We start from the raw sequence: 24242 nt of genomic DNA on the forward strand, positions 1-24242 counted from the left end.
TCGCCGAGCAGCACCGAAACCCGGGCCGGTGCCAGCGGGTGCTCAGCCGGACAGCGAGTCCAGGTCCTCGGGGGTGTCGATGTCGGCCGGCGACCCGGTACCGTCGCAGTCGACCAGCGTCACCAGCTCCGGATGGCTCCGCAGGTACCCGCGTGCCCCCCGGTCACCCCGGGCCGACGCCAGCACGCCCGGCCAGTACTCCCGGCTCAGCAGCACCGGATTGCGCGGCCGACCGGCATAGCCGGCCACCGCGAGCCGGGCACCGCGGCGGTACGCCGCCAGCAACCGGCGCACCGCCGCCGGCCCGACGAGCGGCTGATCCACCAGCGCGACGACGACCGCGTCGACGCGGGCCGGCAACGCCTCGACGCCGGCCCGCAGCGACGATCCCATCCCGGTAGCCCAGCCAGGGTTGGCCACCACGGTGGCGCCCGGGCAGGTCAGCGGCGCGGCGCCGGACACCACGTAGACCGGATCGCAGCCACCGCCGGTCAGCAGGGCGACGCCGTGCTCCAGCAGCGTCCGGCCGCGAAACGACACCAGTGCCTTGGGCCGCCCGAACCGGCGCCCCGCTCCCGCCGCGAGCAGCAGCCCGGCCACCGTCGTACCGGTCATGGCCGACCTCCGCGGCGCTTCGAGCGGCGGTGGCGCACGCACCGGTGGTCGGCCGGTCCGGTGCGGTCCGGGGTCCGCCCGCGTGCCGCCCGCGCGCCGCGCCGGCTGCTCATGCGAGCTTCAGCGCGAGGTAGAGGTCGACCCGCCCGGGAAAGGTGGACAGGTCGCGGCCGGTCAGCCGCTCGATCCGGCCGATCCGGTACCGCAGTGTGTTGACGTGCAGGTGCAGCCGGGCGGCGCAGCGGGTCCACGACCCGTCGCAGTCCAGGAACGCCTCCAGGGTGGCCAGCAGGTCGGTGCGGTGCGCCGCGTCGTACCCGACGAGCGGGCCGAGCAGCCGGTCGGTGTACGAGCGACGCAACTCGTCCGGCACGGTGGCGAGCAGCAGCCCGTGCGAGGTCAGTTCCCCGGAACCGGCCACCCGCACCTGGCCGGGCCGGTGCTCGCCGAGCCTGCGTACCGCCCGGGCCTCCTCCAACGCGCCGTGCAGCCCGGCCGCGCAGGCCGGCGCCGCCGCCACCCCGATGCCGACCCGGGAACCGGACAGGCCGGGTCGCAGCGCCTCGGCCTGGGCGCGGACGTACTCGACGAACTCGCCGAACCGGTCGATGTCGGTCGCGACGATCGCAACGGACTCGCCGTCGACCCCGGTGACCAGCGACCGGTCCGACCGCCCGGCACAGATCTCCCCCAGCAGCGCGGTCGGCGGTGTGGCGCCGGTGGCGGCGGCCACCACCACCGCGATCGGTTCATCCGGCGCGAAACCCGCGACCTGCAACCGGGACGCGACGTCGGCGGGTGCGGCGGAGTCGGAGCCGGCCAGCCGGACCAGCTGGGCGCCCTGCCGGTCGGCGACCTGGCGGGCTTCCTCCTGCCGGGACCACTCCAGCGCGAGCAGCGTGCACACCTCGCCGACCGGGCCGCGTACCCCCGGATCGTCGGCGTCGAGATCGCCGGCGACGGCGAGGCACCAGCCCGCGATGCGCGGCTGCCGCGGTGAGATCGCCAGCAGCGTGTACCGGCCGGCGGGCAGCCGTTCGGTGGCCGGCAGCGGCTCGGCGGACAGGTAGCGGCGGGCGAGGCGGCGGCGGTCGTCGGCAGGCAGCAGGCCGGTTCCGGCGACCCGGCGGCCGGCCGCGGACAGCACGACGCAGTCGGCGCCGATCCGGTCGGTGAGCAGGCGGCACATGTCGTCCGGCCCCGCGCCGGTGGCCACCAGGGTGTGCAGCCGGTCCCGCCAGCGTTGCTCGGCGCCGCCGGGCCGTTCCTCGGTGACCGCGCGGACCACCCGTTCGGTGACGGTCGCGAACGACACGTCCGGCGGCACCTCGAACAGCACCACACCGCGCCGCCGGCACTCCTGGACCAGATCGTCCGGTACCGCCTGGGTTTCGTCGTCCGCGTACCCGGCGGCGAGCGCGGCGATCCCGCCCTCGGCGAGGGCGGCGACGAACGCGGCCGAATCCGCCGGACCGTGCCGCCACAGCATTCCGGTGAGCACGAGTTCGCCACCGGTCAGATACCGCCGCGGATCGGGCAGATCGGTCGTGTACACCCAGCGGACCGCCCGGTCCAGCTGGGAGCCACCGGTGAGCAGGCGGAGCCGCAGATCCGGCGCGTCGAGCAGGGCACGTAGCCGCACGTACCCACGGTAGCCGCCGGGTCTTGGAGGAACGTACAAGACGGGGGTTCGGGACCGGTCGTCCTTTCGGAGCTTCGGTGCCTGGCCGGGCCCGCCCGCGGCGGGTTCTACTACCGACGGGCCGGCCGGGTGTCAGCCGATCCGGTCCGGGTAGTGCTGGCAGGTCGGTACCGCGACATCGGCGCGGCACCGACGAGGGGAGTGGCGGATGGACCGGGGGCTGCGGGTGTTCAACGCGTTGCCGGCACCGAGGGCGTCGCTCGCCGGGTGCTGCGGTGCGCCCGGCTGGGCCGAGACCGTGGCCGCCGGCCGCCCGTACCGGGACCGGGCCGCGCTGCGGGCCGCCGCGGACGCGGCGCTGGCCAGCGCGGACTGGTCCGCGGTCGCGACCGCGCTGGCCGACCATCCCCGGATCGGCGCGCCGCCCCGCGGTGACGACCGGCGGGCCGCCTGGTCCCGCGCCGAACAGTCGGCCGCGTCCGTACCGGCCGGGGCCGCGCCCGCGGGCGGCGGTGCGGGCGACCCGCTGGTCGCCGCGAACGAGGCGTACGAGCGGCGGTTCGGGCACGTGTTCCTGATCTGCGCGACCGGCCGCAGCCGGGCGCAGATCCTCGCCGCGCTGGCCGAGCGGCTGCGCAACGACGAGGCGACCGAACGCGTCGTGGTACGCCGGGAACTCGCCGCGATCGCCGCGCTGCGGTTGGACCGGCTGCTGGCGGAGCTGGCGGCGGCCGACGAGCCGGCGATGCCATGAGCGAGCAGAGCCGCGGCTGCGGCCGGTGGCGCCTCGCCGGGCGGCCGACCGAGGAGGGCCGATGAGCCTGTCGACCCACGTGCTGGACACCGGCCGGGGCCGGCCCGCGGCCGGTGTGCCGGTCCGGCTGGAGTCGGCCGACGGCACCGCACTCGGCGCGGGGGTCACCGACGGCGACGGCCGGTTGGCCGGGTTGCCGCTGGCCGCGCCCGGCCGGTACCGGCTGGTGTTCGACACCGCGGCCTGGTTCGCGGCGACCGGCACCGAGGGGTTCTTCCCCGAGGTGGCGATCACCTTCACGGTGACCGATGCCGGGGCGCGGCACCACGTGCCGCTGCTGCTGAGCCCGTTCGCGTACTCGACCTACCGAGGGAGCTGACCGTGGGGATCGTGCTCGGTGACAACCGGTACGGCAAGGCGGAGGTGCACCTGGTCCGGGTGGACCGCGCCGCCGACCGGCACGCCCTGGCCGACGTGACGGTCAGCGTGTCGCTGTCCGGTGAGCTGGCGGACGTGCACCTGCGCGGCGACAACAGGAACGTGCTGACCACCGACGCGCAGAAGAACACCGTGTTCGCGTTCGCCGCCGACGGGGTCGGGCAGATCGAGGAGTTCGGGTTGCGGCTGGCGCGGCACTTCGTGGCGAGCCAGCCGGCCATCCGCCGTGCCGTGGTGCGGCTGACCGAGCAGCCGTGGGACCGCATCGAGGGCGACGGCGGACCGGCGCCGCACTCGTTCGCCCGCAACGGGACCTGCCTGCGTACCGCCCAGGTGTGCGGCACCGCCGACGGGGTCGAGGTGGGGTCCGGGCTGACCGGGCTGACGCTGCTCAACACCACCGATTCGGAGTTCTGGGGTTTCGCGAGGGACCGGTACACCACGCTCGCCGAGACGCGGGACCGGGTCCTCGCCACCGCCGTGGACGCGCGCTGGCGGCACCGGTCCGCCGACGGCGACTTCGGCACGTCGTACCGGGACGTCCGGCGGCTGCTGACGACCGCGTTCGCGGAGACCTACAGCTACTCGCTGCAGCAGACGCTGTACGCGATGGGGGAGCGGGTGCTCGCCGCGCATCCGGAGATCGCCGAGATCCGGTTGTCGCTGCCGAACAAGCACCACTTCCTGGTGGACCTGTCCCCGCACGGCATCGAGAACGCCGACACCGTCTACTACGCGGCGGACCGCCCGTACGGGCTGATCGAGGGGACGGTGACCCGCGACGACGCGGCACCGTCCATGATGGACTGGTAGGGCACGATGGACTTCCTGCGACCGCGCGGGCTGGCCGAGGCGCTGGCGATCCGCGCGCGGCGGCCGGACGCGGTACCGATCCGCGGCGGCACCGACCTGATGGTCGAGCTCAACTTCGACCGCGGCCGGCCCGGCGCGCTGCTCGATCTCGGCCGGCTCGACGAACTCGACGGCTGGGACCGGGACGGCGACACGATCAGGGTCGGCGCCGGGCTGCCCTACCAGCGGATCGTGGCGGAACTGGCGACCGCACTGCCGGCGCTCGCGATGGCCTCGCGGACGGTCGGGTCGCCGCAGATCCGCAACCGGGGCACCGTGGGCGGCAACCTCGGCTCCGCCTCGCCGGCCGGCGACGCGCACCCGCCGCTGCTGGTGTCCGACGCCTCGATCGAGGTTGCCTCGGTGCGCGGCGCCAGGCGGATCCCGGCGACCGAGTTCTACCAGGGGGTCAAGCGGTCCGCGCTGGCCGCCGACGAGCTGATCGTCGCGGTGCACCTGCCGGCGGCGGCCGGGCCGCAGCAGTTCGCCAAGGTCGGTACCCGCAACGCGATGGTGATCGCGGTCTGCTCGCTGGCGCTCGCGCTGGACCCGGCCACCGAGCGGGTACGGGTGGCGCTCGGCTCGGCGGCCCCGACACCGCGCCGGTGCGCCGAGGCCGAACGGTTCCTCACCGCCGAACTGGCCGACCGTCGCTGGTGGACGGTGGGTACCCCGGTGTCGGAGCCGGTGCTGCGGCGGTTCGGTGCGCTGGTCGCCGCCGCGGCGGCGCCGATCGACGACGTGCGCGGCACCGCGGACTACCGGCGCCGGGCGCTGGCCGTACTGGCCCGGCGGACGGCGACGTGGAGCCTCCGGGAGTACCGACAGGGGGGTCGGACATGCGCCTGACGATGACCGTGAACGGGACCGAACGGGTGGTCGACGACGTCTGGGCGGGTGAGAGCCTGCTCTACGTGCTGCGCGAACGGGCCGGCCTGCCCGGCTCGAAGAACGCCTGCGAGCAGGGCGAGTGCGGCTCCTGCACGGTGTACCTGGACGGTGCGCCGGTGTGCGCCTGCCTGGTCGCCGCGGGGCAGGCGGCGGGCCGGCAGGTGCGTACCGTCGAGGGGCTGTGCGACGGGGACGCGCTGGACGTGGTGCAGCAGGCGTTCCTCGCCGCCGGTGCGGTGCAGTGCGGGTTCTGCACGCCGGGGCTGATCGTCGCCGCGCACGACCTGCTCGCCCGCAACCCGGCGCCGGACGACGCGACGATCCGCGAGGCGCTGTCCGGCAACCTGTGCCGGTGCACCGGGTACGAGAAGATCCTCGATGCGGTACGCCTCGCGGCGGCGCGGCGCGCCGGCCGGGAGGTGGCCCGATGAGCCTCGTTCTCACCGGCGGCGTGGTGGCCACCGTGGACGGCCGGGACACCGAGTACGAGACGGGGTACGTGGTGGTCGAGGACGGCCGGATCGCCGCGGTCGGCGCGGGTGCCGCGCCGGACTCGGTGGCCGGGCGACGGATCGACACCGCGGGGTGCCTGGTCACCCCGGGGCTGGTCAACGCGCACCACCACCTCTACCAGTGGGCGTACCGCGGGCTCGCGACCGACTCGACGCTGTTCGAATGGCTGGTCACGCTGTACCCGGCGTGGACCCGGATGGACGCCGACGTGGTGCACGCCGCGTCGGTGGCGGGGCTGGCCCGGTTGGCACTGACCGGCTGCACCACCACCGCCGACCACCACTACCTCTTCCCGGCCGGCCGCGGCGACCTGTTCGGTGCCGGCGTCGCCGCCGCCGACCAGGTCGGGCTGCGGTTCCACCCGACCCGCGGGTCGATGGACCGGGGCGCGTCCGACGGCGGGCTGCCGCCGGACGAGGCGGTGGAGCGCACCGACGACGTGCTGGCCGCGACGGCCGAGACGATCGAGCGGTACCACGACCCGAGCCCGGACGCGATGCTGCGGGTCGGCGTCGCGCCGTGCTCGCCGTTCTCGGTCAGCTCCCGGCTGCTCGCCGAGTCCGCCGAGCTGGCCCGCCGGTACGGGGTGCGGCTGCACACCCACCTGGCCGAAACCGGCGACGAGGAACGGCAGTGCCTGGCCGAGCACGGCTGCACCCCCACCGAGTACCTGGAGGGCCTGGGCTGGCTCGGCCCGGACGTGTGGTTCGCGCACACCGTGCACCTGTCCGACGAGAACATCAAGCGGCTCGCCGCGACCGGCAGCGCCACCGCGCACTGCCCGAGTTCCAACGCCCGGCTCGGCGCCGGGACGAGCCCGGTGCGCGAGCTGCTGGACGCCGGTACCCCGGTCGGTCTCGGCGTGGACGGCCCGGCGTCCAACGAGGACGGTGGGCTGGTCACCGAGCTGCGCCAGGCGGTACTGACCGCGCGCGGTCGCGGCGGCCCGACCGCGATGCGGATCCGGGTGGCGCTGCGGCTGGCGACGATGGGTGGTGCCGCGTGCCTCGGCCGGACCAGCGAGCTCGGTTCGCTGGAGGTGGGCAAGCTCGCCGACGTCGCGGTGTGGCGGATCGACGACCTGGCGCACGCCGACATCGCCGACCCGGTGGCCGCGCTGGTGCTGGGCGCCGCGCCGGCGGTGGACACGCTGCTGGTGGGCGGCCGCCCGGTGATCGAGCACGGGGCGCTGCGCACCGTGTCGACGGCGACGGCGAGCCGGGACCTGGCCAGGCAGGCGGCCCGGATGCGGGAGGTGCGCGAACGATGAGTGCACCGACCCGGCCCACCGCCGGCGCTCGATCGGGGGCGGCGCGGGCTGAAGGGGCGGCGGCGGGCCCGCCGACCCGGTCCGCCCAGGACCTCAGCCTGCCGATCGCCGGCGGCGTCGGCGCCAGCCCGGACCGGCCGGACGGCATCCTCAAGGTACGGGGCGAGTTCGCCTACTCCTCCGACCTGTGGACCGACGACATGCTGTGGGGCGCCACGCTGCGCAGCCCGCACCCGAGCGCCCGGATCCGCGGCGTCGACCTGACCGCCGCGGTGGCCATGCCCGGGGTGTCCGCGGTGCTCACCCACGACGACATCCCCGGGCCGAGCAAGCACTTCGGGCTGGACCGGGTCGACCAGCCGGTGCTCGCCATCGACCGGGTGCGCTACCAGGGCGAGCCGGTCGCGATCGTGGCCGCCGACCACCCGGAGACCGCCCGCCGGGCCATCGCCGCGATCGCGGTCGACTACCAGGTGTGCGAGCCGGTCACCGACCCGCGCGCGGCCCGCGCCGAGGACGCGCCGAGGGTGCACGAGGACGGCAACGTGGTGCGGTACGCGAGGATCCGCCGCGGCGATCCGGCCGCGGTCGCCGACGTGGTGGTGCGCGGCGAGTACCAGGTCGGGATGCAGGACCAGGCGTTCCTCGGGCCCGAGTCGGGTCTCGCGGTACCGGCCGCCGACGGCGGCGTCGACCTCTACGTCGCGACCCAGTGGCTGCACGGCGACCAACGCCAGATCGCGCCCTGCCTGGGGCTGCCCGCCGACAAGGTACGGCTGACGCTCGCCGGTGTCGGCGGCGCGTTCGGCGCCCGCGAGGACCTGTCCATGCAGATCCACGCCTGCCTGCTCGCGTTGCGTACCGGCCGGCCGGTCAAGTTCTGCTACTCGCGCGAGGAGTCGTTCTTCGGCCACGTGCACCGGCATCCGGCCACCCTGCGGTACGAGACCGGGGCGGACCGGGACGGGAAGCTGGTGTACGTCAAGGGGGACATCGTGCTGGACGGCGGCGCGTACGCGTCGACCACCACCGCGGTGACCGGCAACGCGGTGAGCCTCGGCGCCGGCCCGTACGAGGTGCCGAACGTGACTATGGACGTCTGGGGGATGTACACCAACAACCCGCCGTGCGGCGCGATGCGCGGGTTCGGCTCGGTGCAGGCCGCCTTCGCGTACGAGGCGCAGATGGACCGGCTGGCCGACGCGCTGGGCCTGGACCCGGTGGAGCTGCGGCTGCGCAACGCGCTGCACGAGGGCTCCAGCATGCCCACCGGCCAGCTGCTGGACAGCGCCGCCGCGGTGCGCGAGATCCTCACCGCGGTACGGGACCTTCCGCTGCCGGCCGACCCGGACCCGGTCCGCGACCCGCTCGGCCTGCCCGGCGGCGCCGGCAACACCACGCACGGCGAGGGGGTGCGGCGCGGGGTCGGCTACGCCGTCGGGTTCAAGAACGTCGGCTACTCGGAGGGCTTCGACGACTACTCGACGGCCCGGGTCGCGCTGCGCGTCCTCGGCGGCGAAGCCGTCGCGGTGGTGACCACCGCGGCGGTCGAGGTCGGCCAGGGGCACGTCACGTTGCAGCAGCAGATCGCCCGGACCGAACTCGGCGTGGCGAAGGTGGTGATCCCGCCGGCCGACACCGGCATCGGCAGCGCCGGCTCCTCGTCGGCGTCCCGGCAGACGTACCTGACCGGTGGCGCCGTGCAGGAGGCGTGCCGCCGGGTCCGGCGCCGGGTGTTCGACCGCGTCGGCGGTGATCGGGCGCTGGAGCTGGTCGGCGGCAAGGTGGTCACGGCGGCCGGCGAGACCGTCGCCGACCTCGTCGAGGTACTGGGTGACGACACGGTGCAGGAGACCGTCGAGTGGCATCCGCGCCGAACCGGGCGGCTCGACCCGGAGACCGGGCAGCAGCGCTTCGCGCACCTCCAGTTCGGGTTCTGCGCGCACCGCGCGGTCGTCGACGTGGACACCGAACTCGGCCTGGTGAAGGTGGTGCAGCTGGCCGCGGCGCAGGACGTCGGCAAGGCGATGAACCCCGAGGCGGTTCGGGGCCAGATCCACGGCGGCAGCGCCCAGGGCATGGGCCTGGCGCTGATGGAGGAGATCCAGGTGTCCGGCGGGAAGGTCCGCAACCCGTCGTTCACCGACTACCTGATCCCGACGATCCTCGACATGCCGTCGATGTCGGTGCGGGTGCTGGAGCTGGCCGACCCGAACGCGCCGTACGGGGTGCGCGGCGCCGCCGAGCCGCCGACGATCTCGGCGGGCCCGGCGGTCCTGGCGGCGATCCGGGCGGCCACCGGCAAGCCGGTCCGCCGGGTCCCGATCCGGCCACCGGACCTCATCGACTGATTCCACCGCGACCACCCACCGATCGACCGGGAGACGACGATGACACTGCTGTTCCTGACCGGGGACGGGATGCGCGGCGGGCGGCTGCACGACCGGCTCGGCGGCGCCCCGCTGGTCGCGGTCACCCGGACCGTCCCGGCGTACCGGATGTACGCGGTGGACGACCGCTTCCCGGCCCTGGAACGGGTCGGCGCCGGCGGGGTGGCGGTGCGCGGTGAGCTGTACGACGTGCCGCTGGCGACCGTCGGTGGCGCGCTGCTGCCGGCGGAGCCGGCCGAGCTGGAACTCGGCGCGGTGGAACTCGCCGAGGGCGCCTGGGCGCTCGCGACGGTGCTGCGCCGCGAGCACCGCGGCACCGCGAGGCTGGATGTCATCGACCGGTTCGCCGACTGGCGCGCCTACCGCGCCGACCAGCCGGGCGCCGCCACGTGACGGTGCGCCCCGGCGGCTGCCGGCTGTCGGCCGGCGACCCGGTACCGGTCGGTGACCGGCGGCCCGGTGCCGGTCGCCGCGGCCTCGTGGTGGCACGTTCCCGCTTCGACGCGGGCGGACGGATCCGCCGGCGGTGCCCGGCGGACGATCGGTGAAGGGAGGGCGGATGGACGAGTGGCGGGTCCGGTCCCGGCGGGTGGTGCTGCCCGACGGCGAGCGGCCGGCGACCGTGCAGGTGCGGGCCGGCCGCATCACCGGGATCTCGGCGTACCACGGCGGCGGCGGGACCGATCTGGGCGACCTCGCGCTGCTGCCCGGCCTGGTGGACAGCCACGTGCACGTCGACGAGCCGGGCCGGACCGAGTGGGAGGGGTTCGCCACCGCGACCCGGGCCGCCGCCGCCGGCGGCGTGACGACGCTGATCGACATGCCGCTCAACAGCATCCCGCCCACCGTCGACCCCGATGCGCTGGCGTGCAAGCGGTCCGCGGCCGACGGCCAGTGCACGATCGACGTCGGGTTCTTCGGCGGCGCGGTGCCGGGGAACCTGGACCGGATCGCCGCGCTGCACGAGGCCGGCGTGTTCGGCATCAAGTGCTTCCTGACCGACTCGGGCGTGCCGGAGTTCCCGCCGCTGTCGGCCACCGAGTTGACCGCGGTGGCGCACCGGCTGGCCGAGCTGGACGCGCTGCTGTTGGTGCACGCCGAGGACGCGGCCGAGCTGGGCCGCCCGTCCGGCGGCGGCTACGCCGAGTTCCTCGCCGCCCGGCCGGAACGTGCCGAGCGCGCCGCCGTCCGCCGCCTGGTCCGGCTCGCCGCGACCACCGGGGTGCGCATCCACGTGCTGCACGTCTCGGCGGCGAGCGCGCTGGAGCCGCTGGCCGGTACCGGCCTGACCGCGGAGACCTGCCCGCACTACCTGACGCTCGCCGCCGAGGAGATCGCCGACGACCAGACCGCGGCGAAGTGCTGCCCCCCGGTACGGTCGGCGGCGAACCGGGAGGAGCTGTGGCGGGCCCTGGCGCGGGGCCGGCTCGACTGCGTGGTCAGCGACCACTCGCCGGCCCCGCCGGAGCTCAAGCGCGGCGGGTTCGACCGCGCGTGGGGCGGCATCGCCTCGGTACAGCTCGGCCTGCCGCTGGTGTGGACGCAGGCCCGGCGCCGCGGGCACACCCTGTCCGACGTGGTGCGCTGGATGGCAGCCGGACCGGCCCGGCTGGTCGGCCTGGCGGCCAAGGGGCGGATCGCGGTCGGCGCCGACGCCGACCTGGTCGCGTTCGCGCCGGACGAGACGTTCACCGTCGATCCGGCCGCGCTGCACCACCGGCACCCGGTCACGCCGTACGCCGGGTGGCGGCTGACCGGGGTCGTGCACCGCACCTGGCTGCGCGGCCAGGTCGTCGACCCGGCCGAGCCGTCCGGCCGGCTGCTGCGCCGGCCGGCCGCTGCGACGACAGGGAGTTGACCGCATGCTGGATCTCGCCTCGGTCGCCGTTCGCGGTACGGTCATCGCCGCCAACGACGAGTTCTTCGCCGGCAAGGAGAACCTGATCGAACCGGCCGCGCCGAGCTTCGCGGCTCGCACCTTCGGCCCGCACGGCCAGATCTACGACGGCTGGGAGACCAGGCGGCGGCGCAGCCCCGGCGCCGACTGGGCCGTGGTCCGGCTCGGCGCGCCCGGCGTGGTCCGCCGGGTGGTGGTCGACACCGCGCACTTCACCGGCAACTTCCCGGAGCGGTGCGCGGTGGAGGCGACCGCCGCCGAGGGCTACCCGGGCGTCGACGAACTCACCGACTGGACCACCCTGGTACCGGTCCGGTCGCTGCGCGGCGACACCGCGCACGAGTTCGCGGTGACCGACGAGCATCGGTACACGCACGTGCGGCTGCGGATCTTCCCGGACGGCGGGGTGGCCCGGCTGCGGGTGTTCGGTGCGCCGCTGCCCGATCCGCGCGACCTCGCCGGCTGCCCGGCCGAGCTGACCGGCGCCGCGCTCGGCGGGTACGTGGCGGACCGCAGCGACAGCTTCTTCGCCCCGGCCGACAACCTGCTGCTGCCCGACCCGGCAGCGGTGATGGGTGACGGCTTCGAGACCCGGCGCCGCCGCGCGGACGGCAACGACTGGGTCGAGCTGGCCCTCGGCATCCCCGGCGTGCCCCACCTGGCGGAGATCGACGCCCGGCACTTCCTCGGGAACGCGCCGGGCGCGGTCCGGTTGACCGGGCAGGCCGCCGACGGGACGCCGATCCGGGAGGTGCTGCCGGAGACCGGGTTGCAGCCCGGCACCTGCCACCGCTTCCGGCTCGCGGCCGGCGAGCCGGTGCACCGGGTCCGGCTGGATCTGGTGCCGGACGGCGGCCTGGCCCGGTTCCGGCTGTACGGGTCGCCCACCACCGCGGCGCTCGACGAGCTGGCGCTGCGCTATGCCAACGCGCTGCCCGAGCCGCACGCCCGCGTCGTGCTGGGGGCCGCCGCGGCGGAACGCCCGTACCGGGCGCTACCCGACCCGGTCCGGGCTGCGCTGCTCGGCGCCGGCGCGGGCTAGGTTCTGCCCGGCGGCCCTGCCCCGGCCGGGCAGGAACGCGGCGACGCCGAGGGCGACCACGGCCGCCGCCGCGGCGACCGCCAGCACCACCCGGAACGCGGCCTGGGTGGGCAGCGTGGCCGGGCCGAGCGTCATCGTCAGCTGCGCCAGGATGACCCCGGCCACCGCGCTGGCCACCGAGGTGCCGATCGAGCGCATCAGCGTGTTCAGCCCGTTCGCCGCCGCCGTCTCCGAGGTCGGCACGGCGCCCATGATCAGGGCCGGCAGCGCCCCGTAGGCCAGGCCGATCCCGGCGCCGATCACCGCCGAGACCACGACCAGCTGCCAGGCGGCCGACATCAGCACGATGCCCGCGCCGTACCCGATCGCCACGATCAGGGCACCGGTCATCAGCGTCACCTTCGGTCCCCGGCTGGCGGTGATCCGCGACGACAGCGGCGCGACGGCCATCATCACCAGGCCGGACGGCGCCATCACCAGGCCGGCGGCGAGCATGCTGCGGCCCAGCCCGTACCCGGTGGCGGTGGGTGCCTGCAGCAGTTGGGGCAGCACCAGCGACTGGGCGAACATGGCGAAGCCGAACACCATCGACGCGAGGTTGGTCAGCAGTACCTGCCGGCGGATGGTGGTGCGCAGGTCGACCAGCGGCTGGCCGTGCGACAGCTCCCAGGCGCCCCAGGCCACCAGCAGCACCGCGGCGGCGACGAACAGCACGATCGTGGTGCCGCTGCCCCAGCCCCAGTCGGCGCCCTTGGACACGCCGAGCAGCAGGCAGACCAGTGCCGCGGACAACCCGACCGCGCCGACCACGTCGAACCGCCCGCCGGTGCGGGCCGGCGCCGGGGGGACGAGCAGCGCGACGAGCACCGCCACCACCGCGCCCAGCCCGGCCGAGACCCAGAACAGCACGTGCCAGTTGGTGCGCTCGGCCAGCAGCGCGGCGAGCGGCAGCCCGAGTGCGCCGCCGACCCCGAGCGAGGCGCTCATCAGCGCGATGGCCGAGCCGAGCCGCTCGCGCGGCAGCTCGTCGCGCATGATGCTGATGCCCAGCGGGATCACGCCGGCGGCCAGGCCCTGCAGCGCGCGCCCGACGATCATCGGGGCGAGTGAACTGCTCAGCGCGGCGACGGTGGAACCGACGGCGAGCATCGCCAGGCTCACCAGCAGCATCCGGCGCTTGCCGTACATGTCGCCGAGGCGGCCCATCACCGGGGTGGCGACCGCGCCGGCGAGCAGCGTGACGGTCACCGCCCAGGTGGCGTCGCCGGTATCGGCGTGCAGCAGCGTCGGCAGCTGCGGCACCAGCGGGATGACGAGGGTCTGCATCAGCGAGACCACGATCCCGGCGAGGGCCAGCACGGTCACGACGACCATCGGCCGGGGCGGTGCGGCAGGCGGTGCCGAGGTGTCGACGGGCATGGCGGGAACCTCCGGAAGGGTGCTGCGATAAGTCAGTCGCCTGACTTAAAGTAACACTGCCAGCTGGTCCGCTTCGGGCCGCGCGGGACGTTGCCGGAACCGGCGTGACGGAGGCCACGCCGCCACGGCGCCCGGTACCCGGTGCCGGCCGGCGGCGCGCGGCGGGCAACATGGCAGGTGAGGTGGTGGCGATGTCCGGCAGAGCCGCACGGACCGAGCGGTCCGACACGACGAAGGAACAGATCCTGCTCGCGGCCGAGCGGCTGTTCGCCGAGCGCGGTCTCGCCGCCGTGTCCAACCGCCAGGTCGGCGAGGCCGCCGGGCAGGGCAACAACTTCGCCGTCGGCTACCACTTCGGTACCAAGGCCGACCTGATCCGGGCGATCTTTCGCCGGCACAACGACCGGATCGAGGAGATCAGGGTCGAGCTGGTGGCCGAGACCGCCGGCTCCGACAGCGTGCGGGACTGGGTCGGCTGCCTGGTGCGGCCGCTCACCGACCACCTGGCCGAGCTGGGCAGCCCCAGCTGGTTCGGCCGGTTCGGAGCGCAGGTGACCACCGATCCGGCGCTGCGCGCGCTGACCACCGACGAGGCGCTGGCCCGCCCGTCGATCCAGCGGATCCTTGCCGGGCTCGGGCGCTGCCTGCCCGAGCTGCCCGACGAGGTCGGCCGGGAGCGGTCCGACATGACCCGGCTGATGCTCGTGCACATGGTCGCCGAACGCGAGCAGGCGCTGGCCGACGGCCGAACGCTGCGCCGCGCCACCTGGCGCGACACGGCGGACGGACTGATCGACGCGATCGTCGGCGTGTGGTTGGCGCCGGTCACCCGCCACCGGCGCAGCCCCCGGCGGTGAACGAGGGCCCCGGCACGACCGGCGCCGGGGCGGTCAGCCCGCCGCGGCCGGGCCGGGGGCGCCGCCGCGGGCGGCGAGGTACTCGGCGAGGTTCGCCTCGGTGAGCGGGTAGTAGTCGGACAGCCGGCCGCCCTCGTCGAGGCGGCGCCGGGCGAACGCCTCCCGGTCCTGGTGCTCCATCGAGTCCTGCCCGATCGTCAGCGCGCTGTGCTGCGGTACGACGACCGCGCCGTCCTCGTCGGCGACGATCAGGTCGCCGGGGGTGACGAGCACGCCGCCGGCGCCGACCGGCACGTTGAACGCGGCGGGGAACAGTTCGCTCTGCGAGGCGTAGTGCGGTGTCACGCCGGTGCACCAGACGGGTACGCCGAGGGCACGGATGCGGGCCGCGTCGCGCACCCGGCCGTCGACGACGATGCCGGCACCGCCGCGCAGCTTGAAGTAGCGCACCAGCATGTCGCCGAGGCAGCCGGTGAAGTGGCTGGCGTAGGCGGAGACCACGAGGACGTCGCCGGGCCGGATCGACTCCAGTACCTGCCAGAGCGCGGTCCTGCGCTCGGCGTCCTCCTGCGCGGTACCGGAGAACACGTCCTCGCGCTGCGGGAGGAACTGCAGGGTCACCGCGCCGCCGACGACCTTGACGTCGGGGGTGCGGTGCAGCGGCACCGGGCCGTCGATGAAGGTACGGGTGATGCCGAGCTGGTGCAGCTTGGCGCACGCGGTGGCGGCGCCGACGTCGGCCAGCGCGGTCACCATCGGCTCGGTGGGCCGGGTGAACGAGGCGGCCTGCACCGGCGCCAGCATCGAGTCGTAGGTCTCGGTGTCGCTCGTCGTCGGCGCCGTCGGGCCGCCTGTCGGGTTCATTGCACTGCCTCTCCATGCGCGTCGGTGGCCGCCCGGCACCGGGTCGTGCGGCGGCCGGCGCACATCGGTCATGACATTATCGTCTATCGATGGTAGATAGATGTAACAGCCGCGGTACGACGGCTGTCAACCTGGGGGAGGTCCCGCGGTGCCCGACGGTGCACGCGGCGCGTGGTTCGACGCCGCACGGTTCGGACTGTTCGTCCACTTCGGCCTGTACAGCCTCGCGGCACGGCACGAGTGGGTGCGCAGCCGGGAACGGATGACGCAGGCCGACTACGACCGCTACCTCGACCGGTTCGACCCGGACCGGTTCGACGCCGCCGCGCTCGCCCGCGCGGCCAAGGACGCCGGCATGCGGTACGCGGTGCTGACCGCCAAGCACCACGACGGGTTCTGCCTGTACGACTCGGCGTCGACCGACTACACCAGCATGCGCGCCGCCGGGCGGGACCTGGTCGGCGAGTTCGTCGCCGCGATGCGGGCCGAGGGGCTGCGCGTCGGCCTGTACTACTCGCTGCTGGACTGGCACCATCCCGACTTCACCGTCGACCGGCACCACCCGCTGCGCGACGACGAGGCCGCCGGCCGGGGACGCGAGCTGCGCCGCTACCGCGAGTACCTGCACGGGCAGGTCCGCGAGCTGCTCACCGGCTACGGCCCGATCGACCTGCTGTTCTTCGACTTCAGCTACCCCGGCAAGGGGCCGGACGCCTGGGGCGCGCGCGAACTGCTCGACCTGGTTCGGGGCCTGCAACCCGGCATCCTGGTCAACGACCGGCTCGGTCTCGGCGGCGACTACGTGACACCCGAGCAGTACCAGCCGGACCGGCCGCTGACCCGCGCCGGCGTCCCGGTGCGCTGGGAGGCGTGCCACACGCTCAACGGTTCCTGGGGCTACGACCGGGACAACCACGAGTACAAGGATCCGGGGCTGCTGGTCCGGATGCTGGTGCAGTCGGTGGCCTGCGGCGGCAACCTGCTGCTCAACGTCGGCCCGACCGGACGCGGCGGCGTGGATCGGCGGGCAGCCGGGACGCTGCGGGCGATCGGCGAGTGGATGGACCTGCATGCCCGGTCGGTCCATGGCGCCGGCCCGAGCCCGTTCCCGCCGCCGCCGAACGCGCTGTACACCCAGCGCGGCAACCGGCTCTACCTGCACCTGCCGTCCTGGCCGCTCAAGCACGTGCACCTCGCCGGTCTCGCCGGCCGGGTGCGCTACGCGCAGCTGCTGCACGACGGGTCGGAGGTGCGGTGCACCGCGCTGGACGGAGCCGCGCACGAGCACAACAACCTCGCGCCACCCGGTCAGGACGCCGGCACGCTCACGCTGACCCTGCCGGTGGTGGCGCCGGAGGTGGCGTTGCCGGTGGTCGAGCTGATCCTCACCGACGATGCCTGATCCGGCCGGCGGTGGCGCACCGCGCGTCCCGGCGCGGCCGATCACCGGGATGCTCCCGACCGACGCCGAGCTGGTGCGGCTGCTCGCCGATCCCGGGCGCCGGATCGGCGTCGCCGATGTCACCGACCGGGCCCGGTGGGACCGGGTGGAGCCGAGGACCCGGGCGACGGTGCTCGCGGCGGCGACCGAGGAACTGGCCGGCCCGGCGCCGCAGCCGCTCGCCGGCAGCTGGGCGAGGACCTTCCGGGACGGCGCCCGCGGCGAGTACGAGACGACCGTGTGGCGGCTGCGCGACCGGATCACCCGGCTGACCCTCGCGGCGGTACTGACCGGAGAGGTGGCGCCGGCGGCTGCCCCGGCCGGTGACTGCCCGCACCTGGACGCGGCGATCGACGGGCTGGTGCTGCTCGCCGAGGCGACCACCTGGTGCTGGGCCCCGCACGACCGGTACACGGCGGCGCGCGGCGAGCTGTTGGCCGACCCGGACCAGCCCTACCTCGACCTCGGCGCGGCGGAGGTCGTGTCCCTGTTCGCCTGGGCCGACCACGCGCTCGGCCGGTACCTGGACGTCCGGTTGCCGGGGCTGCGCCGCCGGCTGCGGCGCGAGGCGGACCGGCGGGTGCTCGGCCCGTTCGAACGGACCCGGGACTGGCCGTGGATCGGCGCCGGCGGCCGGCCGAACAACTGGAACCCGTGGATCCACGGTGCCGTCCTCGCGGCGTCGCTGTTGCTGTGCGACGACCCGGCGCGGCGGGCCCGGCTGGTCCGGCTCGCCGCTGCCGGGCTGGACCACTACCTCGCGGCGCTGCCGCCGGACGGCGGTCTCGACGAGGGGATCGCGTACTGGTGGCAGGGGCCGTGCCGACTGCTGGAGGCGCTGGACCTGCTCGCCGCGGTCGACGCGGTACCCGGCATCCAGCGGGTGCCGGTACTGGCCGCGGTACTGCGATACCCGCAGCGGGTGCATCTGGGTGCCGACTGGTACGTCAACGTCGGCGATGCGCCCGCCCGGCTGCCGGGCGAGCAGCCCTGGCAGGTGCCGTACCGGTGGGGCCGGCGGCTGGCGCAGCCGGCGACGGTGGCGCACGCGCTCGCCGGGGCACGGGCCACCGGCCGCGCGGTGCACCCGGCTGGCGGCCTCGGCCGCGCCCTCGCCGCCCTCGCCGACCCCGACTGGTGCGCCGCGGCCACCGCGACCGCACCCCCCGGCATGCTCGTCCCGGACGCCGTGTCCCTGGACGCCGCGTGTCGGGACGTGGTGCGCCCGGACGTGCCGCCGGCGGGCGGGGAGCGGCTGGACAACACCGAGGCGAGCGGCCGGGGACCGATCGTGTCCGGTCCGGGAGGGGCGGCCGCGCAGCCGTGGTTGCCGGACCGTTGCTGGTTTCCGGGTACCCAGCTGCTGGTGGCTCGCGAGGCGGCGGGTACCAGTGCCGGGTTGGCCGTGGCGGTGAAGGCGGGGCACAACGGCGAGCACCACAACCATCTGGACGTCGGCAGCTACTGGGTGGCGCTGGACGGGACGCCGCTGGTCGTCGACGCGGGCCGGCCGACCTACACCGCGGCCACGTTCGGGCCGGACCGGTACGCCGGGTGGCCGATGCGCAGCGACTGGCACAACGTGCCCGAGCCCGGCGCGGGGCAGCGACCGGGCGACCGGTACCGGGCCCGGGACGTCGAGGTGGTGCTCGATGCCGGTATGGCGGCGTTGCGCGCCGAGCTCGCCGGCGCGTACCCTCCCGGCGCCGTGACGAGCCTGCGCCGGGAGGTGCGGCTGACCGGCCGGGCCGCGGGCGAGCCGGCCCGGGTGCTGGTGACCGACGAGTGGGCCGGTGCCGCCGGGCCGGTGCTGCTGCGGCAGCTGCTCGCCGGCGAGGTACGGCTCGGTGATGGCTTCGCGCTCGTGGCGGGCGTGTTGCGGATCGAGTGGGATGCCCGGCGGGCCACCGGTTCGCTGTCCCGGCAGGAGATCGACGATCCGGTGTTGCGGCGCAGCTGGGGACCCGCGCTGACCCGGCTGACGCTGACCGCGACCGACGAGCACGGCGCTGGCACGGTCCGCGACGGACGGGTCGTCGTCGCGTTCCGCGCGGCGGGAGTGTGTTGACCTTCACTCCCACTCGTGGTTACATCTTCGACTATCGATTATTTACGACTCTGTTAACGGAGGCGGACATGAGACGTCTGTTGCGTCGGGCCGGCATCGCCGTTGTCGCGGCCACCGCCGTGCTGGCCTCGACCGCGGCATGTGGCGGCTCAGGCGACAAGCCCGGCCAGACGACGCTGCGCATCATCGTCAACATCACGCCGAACCTGACGCAGCAGTACTGGACGAAGCTGTTCGCCACGTACGAGAAGGCGCACCCCGGCGTGCACGTCAAGCTGGAGCTGACCGGAACCATCTCGGCCAGCGCGAAACTCAACCAGGACCTCGCCGCCGGCGACCCGCCGGACATCGCCCAGCAGATCACCCCGACCAAGGACAACGCCAGCCTGTTCGCCGACCTGACCGACCAGGCCTGGACGAAGCAGACTCCGCTCGCCGACCAGTACGCGGTCGACGGCAAGCGCTACCTCGTCGGTGTCGGAGAACAGATCCAGTCGCTGGTGTTCTACAACAAGGCGGCGTTCGCCAAGGCGAAGCTCGATCCGGCGTCGATCAAGACCCTCGACCAGCTGACCGCGGCGATGGGCGCGCTGAAGAAGGCGGGCTACACGCCGCTGCAGACCGCCGGGCAATGGGTGCCGGGCGCGCAGTTCTCGCTGCTGGCCGACTCCGGCGTGCTCACCGCCGACCCGGACTGGACCACCAAGCGCGCCAGCGGCAAGGTCAGCTTCGCCACCAGCGGCTACCTCGACTACCTGAAACGGTACAAGAGCTGGATCGACGCCGGGTACCTGCAGAAGAGCGCGCTCGGGCTCACCTACGCCGACGGCCAGAACGCCTTCCTCAACGGCAAGTCCGCGATGTACATGATGGGCTCGTTCTTCGTCCCCGCGGCCGACCAGGCCAAGAAGAGCGACCAGCTCGGCGTGTTCACCATGCCGACCGACGGGAGGTACCCGTCCGGGCAGTTCGGCAACATCGCCGACCCCTACCTGGTGGTGAACAACTCGCCGCACAAGGCCGAGGCGATCGAGTTCGTCAGGTGGCTCGTCACCGACCCGACGGCGGTCAAGAGCCAGCTCGCCGCCGACGGCAACCTGCGCCGGGGGATGCCCTACGACATGTCCAGCCTGGGCGCCTCGGTGCAGAAGATCCTGGACGCCGCGCCGTCGGTGTTCGTCAAGGCCGGCGCGCGGCAACCGATCGACGGCTACAGCAACGAACTCAACACCGAGGTCCAGTCGCTGTACTCGGGGGCCTCGGCCAGCAAGGTCGCGAACGGGTTGGACACGTGGTGGAACTCGCAGAGCTGATCCGCCGGCGGGCCGCGGCCGGCGAGCGCGCCGGCCGCGGTTCGACCCGGCTGCGCGAGACCGCCGTGTCGCTGGGCATGGCCGGGCCGGCCGTCGCGCTGTACACCGTGATGACGGTGGTCCCCGTCGGGGTGGCGGTCTACCTGAGCCTGACCAACTGGAACGGGTTCTCCGACGCGCTGTTCGTCGGGCTCGCCAACTACCGGCACCTGTTCGCCGATCCGGACTCGACGCACGCCTGGTACGTCACGGCGGCCATCGCGGTCGTCGGCACGATCGGCATGGTGGGCGGCGGACTCGCGTACGCCCTGCTGCTCAAGGGACGGTCGCGGTCCAACTCGTTCTTCCGCGCCCTCGCCTACTACCCGCACGTGATCAGCGCGCTGATCCTCGGCTACCTGTGGGCGGCGATCCTGGGCACCAACGGCGCGGTCAACTCCACGCTGGCCAAGCTCGGGATCGGCCCGGTCGGCTTCCTGTTCGACGAGCACCTCGCGCTGGTCTCGCTGATCTGGGTGATCGTGTGGGCCGGGTTCGGATTCAACGTGGTGCTGTTCGTCGCCGCGCTGCAGACGGTGCCGGCCGAACTGCTGGAGGCGGCGGCGATCGACGGCGCGTCGAGGTGGCAGACCAACCGCCGGGTGGTGGTGCCGATGATCGCGCCGGTGGTCACCGTCGCCACGGTGCTCAACCTGGTCGGGCTGATCCGCGCGTACGACCTGATCGTCAGCCTCACCGGAGGCGGCCCGGCCGGTTCCACCCAGACCTACTCGTACCTGATCCTCGCCCGGTCGTTCGCCGGTACCAAGGTCGGCTACGCGACCGCGCAGGCGGTGTTCCTGATGGTGGTGTCGGCGGCGCTGGCGCTGCTGGTGACCGCGCTGCGCAACCGGCAGGACCAGGCGGCGGCAGGATAGGAGAGCGCACGTGGTGGTACAGACCGAGACCGAGGCGACGCCGTCCGCCTTCCGCGCGCCCGAGTCGCTTCGGCCGCGGCGGCGCCGGCGGCCGTCGCCGCTGCGGCTGGTCATGCTCGGGCTGCTGTTCGTCGCGATGGCGGTGCCGGTCTACCTGCTCCTGGTGAACAGCTTCAAGCCGCAGCAGCAGATCGCGGACAACCCGTTCGGCATTCCGCTGAGCGAGCTGACCGGGCGGTACCTGCTGGACGCCATCGAGAGCCCGCAGTTCAACGTGATCGGCGGGTACGGCTTCACCGTCTTCCTGGTCGTGGTGGTCGACGTGCTGTGCATCGCGATGGCCGGCCCGGCCGCGTACGTGATCGCGCGCAGCGCGCGGCGCCGGACCAGGTTGCTGTTGCTGTACTTCCTCGCCGGCACCTTCATTCCCGGCGCCGCGGTGGTCATCCCGGTCATCTACGTACTGCGCGCGGTCGGACTGGTGAACACGATCACCGGCCTGGTCGCGCACGACGTGGCGTCCACCCTGCCGGTGAGCATCTTCCTGTTCGTCGGGTTCATCCGGACGATCCCGGTCGACATCGACCACGCGGCGGCGATCGACGGCGCCGGCCGCTACCGGACGTTCTGGCGGATCGTGTTCCCGCTGATGCGGCCGGCGGTGGTGACGGTGCTGATCCTCAACTCGATCGGCATCTGGAACGACTTCGTCAGCCCGCAGATGCTGCTCAGCCCCGGCTCCGGGCACTACACCGTGACCACCGCGATCTACGCCGGGATCAGCCAGTACTCCACGGATCTGACGAAGGTGTTCCCGAACCTGCTGCTCGCGGTCGCGCCGGTGATCATCTTCTTCATCTACCTGCAACGGCACATCGTCAGCGGGCTCACCGTCGGAGCCGTGAAGGGCTGACACCCGGGCCGGCCCGCGTCCGGGCCGGCCCGCTGCACGGGGGACCGTCCACAGTGAACCGTCCGAGTACCGGAAGGACACGCACGTGCGGAGAACCAGACTCTTCGCGCCGGCACTGGCCGGCGCGTTCGCCGCGGTGGCGCTCGGCGCCACCGGCACCCCCGCCGTCGCCGGGCACCTGCACGGCGCCGGCGCCACCTACTACGTCTCACCCAGCGGCAACGACGCGGCACCCGGCCGCTCGATGGCGACCGCGTTCCGGCACCTGCAGCGGTGCGCCGACGTGCTCGAACCGGGCGACACCTGCCTGATCGGCTCCGGCACCTACGCCGAGACGGTCACACCGGCCCGATCCGGCCTGCAGGGCCGGCCCATCACCTACCGGCCGGTACCCGGGGCACACGTCACGGTCACCGGCGCCGATCCGGTGACCGGCTTCGCCCGGGTCACCAGCGCCGACGTCGACCGGATCGCGAAGACCGACCCGTACGCCGCGGACTCGGCGTTCAGCGCCGCCGTGGCCGACGGCCACGTGTACCGAGCGGGCGTCGACCTCGGCGCGGACGTGACGACGGTGCAGGTGTTCACCGACCGGCGGATGGACGTGGAGGCGCAGTTCCCCTATCCGGGGCTGGATCTGGTCACGCCGACGATCGAGCACGCGGGCGCGGGCAGCGCCGACGCGACCATCGTCGACGCGGCGCTGGACCGGCCCGCCGGCTACTGGACCGGTGCCCGCGCGCTGACCGGCTACTGGTACGTCTCCGCCACCACCACGGTACAGAGCTCCGAGGTGGGATCGGTGGTGCTCAGCGCGGCGCCGCCGTGCGTGCACAAGGTGGTGCCCACCGACACCCGGTACGCGCTGTCCGGCAAGATCGGGGAACTCGCCCACCCGGGGGAGTGGTTCTACGATCCGGCGGCGAAGCAGCTCTACATCTACAGCGCGGACGACCCGGCGGGGCACCGGATCACCGCCAAGCGGCGGCAGTTCGCCTTCGACCTGGACGAGGCCAGCTACACCACCGTCACCGGTCTCGGCCTGTTCGCCTCGACCGTGCGCACCGGGACGGCCAGCAGCCACGTGCTGCTCGACCACCTCACCGGGCGGTACCTGTCGCACTACACCGACATCACCCGGGGCGCCACCGACTGCGGCTCCACGGTGACCCGAGGTGTCGCGGACACCGGGCTGATCATCAAGGGCAGCAACAACTCCGTGCTCGACAGCGACCTCGCCTACAGCGCCGGCAACGGCATCGCGCTGGCCGGCAGCCACAACACCGCGACCGACAACGTGATCCACGACGTCGACTACCTCGGCACCTACGCGGCCGGGGTCGCGGTGCAGGGCAACAGCCAGACGGTCACCCACAACACCATGTACCGGCTCGGCCGCAGCGGCATCAACCTGCAGTGGGGCGTCGACGCCGACGGGTCCGCCGGTGCGGACCGGATCGCCTACAACGACATCTCGCAGTACGCCCGGCTCAGCCTGGACACCGCGGGGATCTACACCTGCTGCGGTGCGGACATGCGGCAGACCTCGATCGACCACAACCTGCTGCACGACGGTACGCCGACGCCGGGGGTGACGCCGTTCGCGGTCGCCGGGGTGTACGCCGACAACGGGCAGAGCGACCTGGTCATCGCGAACAACGTGGGGTGGAACAACCTGGAGGGTACGGTGATGCTCAACGGGCTCGGTTCGGGGTCGCACGACAACGGGGTCTACAACAACACCGGCGGGATGACCCTGTTCTACGTCAAGGGGCCCGGCCAGTCGACCGGGACGAAGGTGTACGACAACATCGGCACGATCGCCGGCTCGGACGGCGCCACCGACGGCGGCATGGTGCTGTCCCACAACCTCGGCGGCGACGTCGATCCGAAGTTCGTCGACGCGGCCGGCCACGACTACCGGCTCAGCGCCGACTCGCCGGCCCGCAACCAGGCGATCCCGCTGCCCGGAATCAACGACGGTTCCACCGATCCGACGCCGAGCCTCGGGGCCTACCAGTACGGTGCGGTGATGTGGACCGCAGGCGCCCGGCGCTGAGCGCCGGCCGGCAGTGTGCGCGGCGGATCGGGTCGGTTGCCGGCCCGATCCGCCGCCGCGTCGCTCGCCCGGCGTCGCGCCGGACCC

At 74.0% G+C, this 24242-nt stretch carries 21 protein-coding genes; 17 read left to right on the forward strand and 4 right to left on the reverse strand.

Features of this window, described 5'->3' with window-relative positions; genetic code table 11:
• Positions 1 to 42 precede the first annotated feature (42 nt).
• Both Athai_RS08920 and Athai_RS08925 read right to left on the reverse strand, forming a co-directional pair.
• Positions 43 to 615, reverse strand: a complete 573-nt coding sequence (locus tag Athai_RS08920) for a nucleotidyltransferase family protein (RefSeq protein WP_203961056.1) — start codon at positions 613 to 615, stop codon at positions 43 to 45.
• A 109-nt stretch (positions 616 to 724) separates the two neighbouring features.
• A complete protein-coding gene (locus Athai_RS08925; protein WP_203961057.1) occupies positions 725 to 2257 on the reverse strand; it encodes a PucR family transcriptional regulator in 1533 nt (510 codons plus the stop codon).
• Between the two features lie 208 nt (positions 2258 to 2465).
• On the opposite strand from Athai_RS08925, the gene uraD reads away from it, so the two are divergent.
• The 10 genes from uraD to alc all read left to right on the forward strand — a co-directional run bounded on the left by uraD (position 2466) and on the right by alc (position 12304).
• Positions 2466 to 3011, forward strand: coding sequence for a 2-oxo-4-hydroxy-4-carboxy-5-ureidoimidazoline decarboxylase (gene uraD / locus Athai_RS08930; RefSeq protein WP_203961058.1), 546 nt, complete (start codon positions 2466 to 2468; stop codon positions 3009 to 3011).
• 61 nt (positions 3012 to 3072) lie between these two features.
• Complete coding sequence (gene uraH / locus Athai_RS08935) at positions 3073 to 3390, forward strand: hydroxyisourate hydrolase (RefSeq protein WP_203961059.1); 318 nt, start codon at positions 3073 to 3075, stop codon at positions 3388 to 3390.
• Positions 3391 to 3392: 2 nt separating this feature from the next.
• The gene (gene pucL / locus Athai_RS08940) at positions 3393 to 4262 is read left to right on the forward strand and encodes a factor-independent urate hydroxylase (protein WP_203961060.1); all 870 of its coding nucleotides are present in this window, start codon (positions 3393 to 3395) and stop codon (positions 4260 to 4262) included.
• 6 nt (positions 4263 to 4268) lie between these two features.
• Positions 4269 to 5150, forward strand: coding sequence for an FAD binding domain-containing protein (locus tag Athai_RS08945; protein ID WP_203961061.1), 882 nt, complete (start codon positions 4269 to 4271; stop codon positions 5148 to 5150).
• A gap of 2 nt (positions 5151 to 5152) precedes the next feature.
• The gene (locus Athai_RS08950) at positions 5153 to 5623 is read left to right on the forward strand and encodes a (2Fe-2S)-binding protein (protein WP_239156821.1); all 471 of its coding nucleotides are present in this window, start codon (positions 5153 to 5155) and stop codon (positions 5621 to 5623) included.
• A complete protein-coding gene (locus Athai_RS08955) occupies positions 5620 to 6975 on the forward strand; it encodes an 8-oxoguanine deaminase (RefSeq protein WP_203961063.1) in 1356 nt (451 codons plus the stop codon). Before Athai_RS08950 ends, Athai_RS08955 begins: the two co-directional genes overlap by 4 nt.
• A complete protein-coding gene (gene pucD / locus Athai_RS08960; RefSeq protein ID WP_203961064.1) occupies positions 6972 to 9326 on the forward strand; it encodes a xanthine dehydrogenase subunit D in 2355 nt (784 codons plus the stop codon). Before Athai_RS08955 ends, pucD begins: the two co-directional genes overlap by 4 nt.
• Positions 9327 to 9365: 39 nt before the next feature.
• Positions 9366 to 9758, forward strand: coding sequence for an allophanate hydrolase-related protein (locus Athai_RS08965; RefSeq protein ID WP_203961065.1), 393 nt, complete (start codon positions 9366 to 9368; stop codon positions 9756 to 9758).
• A gap of 166 nt (positions 9759 to 9924) precedes the next feature.
• On the forward strand, positions 9925 to 11223 hold the full coding sequence (gene allB, locus Athai_RS08970) for an allantoinase AllB (RefSeq protein ID WP_203961066.1): 1299 nt from the start codon (positions 9925 to 9927) through the stop codon (positions 11221 to 11223).
• Positions 11224 to 11227: 4 nt separating this feature from the next.
• Entirely contained in the window at positions 11228 to 12304 is a 1077-nt protein-coding gene (gene alc / locus Athai_RS08975; protein ID WP_203961067.1) for an allantoicase, read from the forward strand.
• Here the strand turns inward: alc and Athai_RS08980 are convergent.
• A complete protein-coding gene (locus Athai_RS08980; RefSeq protein ID WP_239156822.1) occupies positions 12257 to 13723 on the reverse strand; it encodes an MFS transporter in 1467 nt (488 codons plus the stop codon). The two genes, alc and Athai_RS08980, sit on opposite strands and share 48 nt — an antisense overlap.
• Positions 13724 to 13914: 191 nt before the next feature.
• Here Athai_RS08980 and Athai_RS08985 point away from each other — a divergent pair, with 191 nt between their 5' ends.
• Entirely contained in the window at positions 13915 to 14580 is a 666-nt protein-coding gene (locus Athai_RS08985) for a TetR/AcrR family transcriptional regulator (protein ID WP_203961068.1), read from the forward strand.
• A 33-nt stretch (positions 14581 to 14613) separates the two neighbouring features.
• On the opposite strand, the gene Athai_RS08990 is transcribed toward Athai_RS08985, so the two are convergent.
• Entirely contained in the window at positions 14614 to 15444 is an 831-nt protein-coding gene (locus Athai_RS08990) for an RraA family protein (protein WP_203961069.1), read from the reverse strand.
• A gap of 148 nt (positions 15445 to 15592) precedes the next feature.
• Between Athai_RS08990 and Athai_RS08995 the strand changes: the two genes are divergently transcribed.
• The 6 genes from Athai_RS08995 to Athai_RS09020 all read left to right on the forward strand — a co-directional run bounded on the left by Athai_RS08995 (position 15593) and on the right by Athai_RS09020 (position 24155).
• A complete protein-coding gene (locus tag Athai_RS08995) occupies positions 15593 to 16846 on the forward strand; it encodes an alpha-L-fucosidase (protein ID WP_203961070.1) in 1254 nt (417 codons plus the stop codon).
• The gene (locus Athai_RS09000; protein ID WP_203961071.1) at positions 16839 to 18953 is read left to right on the forward strand and encodes a heparinase II/III family protein; all 2115 of its coding nucleotides are present in this window, start codon (positions 16839 to 16841) and stop codon (positions 18951 to 18953) included. The genes Athai_RS08995 and Athai_RS09000 overlap by 8 nt, the downstream gene beginning before the upstream one ends.
• Positions 18954 to 19021: 68 nt before the next feature.
• Complete coding sequence (locus Athai_RS09005) at positions 19022 to 20266, forward strand: ABC transporter substrate-binding protein (protein WP_203961072.1); 1245 nt, start codon at positions 19022 to 19024, stop codon at positions 20264 to 20266.
• Positions 20245 to 21183 carry a carbohydrate ABC transporter permease gene (locus Athai_RS09010; protein ID WP_203961073.1) on the forward strand — a complete coding sequence of 313 codons (939 nt, stop codon included), beginning with the start codon at positions 20245 to 20247 and terminating at the stop codon, positions 21181 to 21183. Before Athai_RS09005 ends, Athai_RS09010 begins: the two co-directional genes overlap by 22 nt.
• Positions 21184 to 21193: 10 nt before the next feature.
• Complete coding sequence (locus tag Athai_RS09015; RefSeq protein ID WP_203961074.1) at positions 21194 to 22096, forward strand: carbohydrate ABC transporter permease; 903 nt, start codon at positions 21194 to 21196, stop codon at positions 22094 to 22096.
• Positions 22097 to 22181: 85 nt separating this feature from the next.
• Positions 22182 to 24155 (forward strand): right-handed parallel beta-helix repeat-containing protein, encoded by a 1974-nt coding sequence (locus Athai_RS09020; protein ID WP_203961075.1) that lies wholly within the window; start codon positions 22182 to 22184, stop codon positions 24153 to 24155.
• Positions 24156 to 24242: the final 87 nt, after the last annotated feature.

Source organism: Actinocatenispora thailandica (assembly GCF_016865425.1).
In the GTDB taxonomy this organism is placed as follows: domain Bacteria; phylum Actinomycetota; class Actinomycetes; order Mycobacteriales; family Micromonosporaceae; genus Actinocatenispora; species Actinocatenispora thailandica.

Excerpts from the sequence above, each read along its gene's own strand:
- Athai_RS09000 (WP_203961071.1), top strand. The coding sequence starts at position 16,839 with ATGCCTGATCCGGCCGGCGGTGGCGCACCGCGCGTCCCGGCGCGGCCG.
- pucD (WP_203961064.1), top strand. The coding sequence starts at position 6,972 with ATGAGTGCACCGACCCGGCCCACCGCCGGCGCTCGATCGGGGGCGGCG.
- Athai_RS09005 (WP_203961072.1), top strand. The coding sequence starts at position 19,022 with ATGAGACGTCTGTTGCGTCGGGCCGGCATCGCCGTTGTCGCGGCCACC.
- Athai_RS08965 (WP_203961065.1), top strand. The coding sequence starts at position 9,366 with ATGACACTGCTGTTCCTGACCGGGGACGGGATGCGCGGCGGGCGGCTG.
- uraH (WP_203961059.1), top strand. The coding sequence starts at position 3,073 with ATGAGCCTGTCGACCCACGTGCTGGACACCGGCCGGGGCCGGCCCGCG.
- Athai_RS08990 (WP_203961069.1), bottom strand. The coding sequence starts at position 15,444 with ATGAACCCGACAGGCGGCCCGACGGCGCCGACGACGAGCGACACCGAG.
- Athai_RS08955 (WP_203961063.1), top strand. The coding sequence starts at position 5,620 with ATGAGCCTCGTTCTCACCGGCGGCGTGGTGGCCACCGTGGACGGCCGG.
- alc (WP_203961067.1), top strand. The coding sequence starts at position 11,228 with ATGCTGGATCTCGCCTCGGTCGCCGTTCGCGGTACGGTCATCGCCGCC.
- Athai_RS08945 (WP_203961061.1), top strand. The coding sequence starts at position 4,269 with ATGGACTTCCTGCGACCGCGCGGGCTGGCCGAGGCGCTGGCGATCCGC.
- allB (WP_203961066.1), top strand. The coding sequence starts at position 9,925 with ATGGACGAGTGGCGGGTCCGGTCCCGGCGGGTGGTGCTGCCCGACGGC.
- uraD (WP_203961058.1), top strand. The coding sequence starts at position 2,466 with ATGGACCGGGGGCTGCGGGTGTTCAACGCGTTGCCGGCACCGAGGGCG.
- Athai_RS08985 (WP_203961068.1), top strand. The coding sequence starts at position 13,915 with ATGTCCGGCAGAGCCGCACGGACCGAGCGGTCCGACACGACGAAGGAA.
- Athai_RS08980 (WP_239156822.1), bottom strand. The coding sequence starts at position 13,723 with ATGCCCGTCGACACCTCGGCACCGCCTGCCGCACCGCCCCGGCCGATG.
- Athai_RS08950 (WP_239156821.1), top strand. The coding sequence starts at position 5,153 with ATGACCGTGAACGGGACCGAACGGGTGGTCGACGACGTCTGGGCGGGT.
- Athai_RS08920 (WP_203961056.1), bottom strand. The coding sequence starts at position 615 with ATGACCGGTACGACGGTGGCCGGGCTGCTGCTCGCGGCGGGAGCGGGG.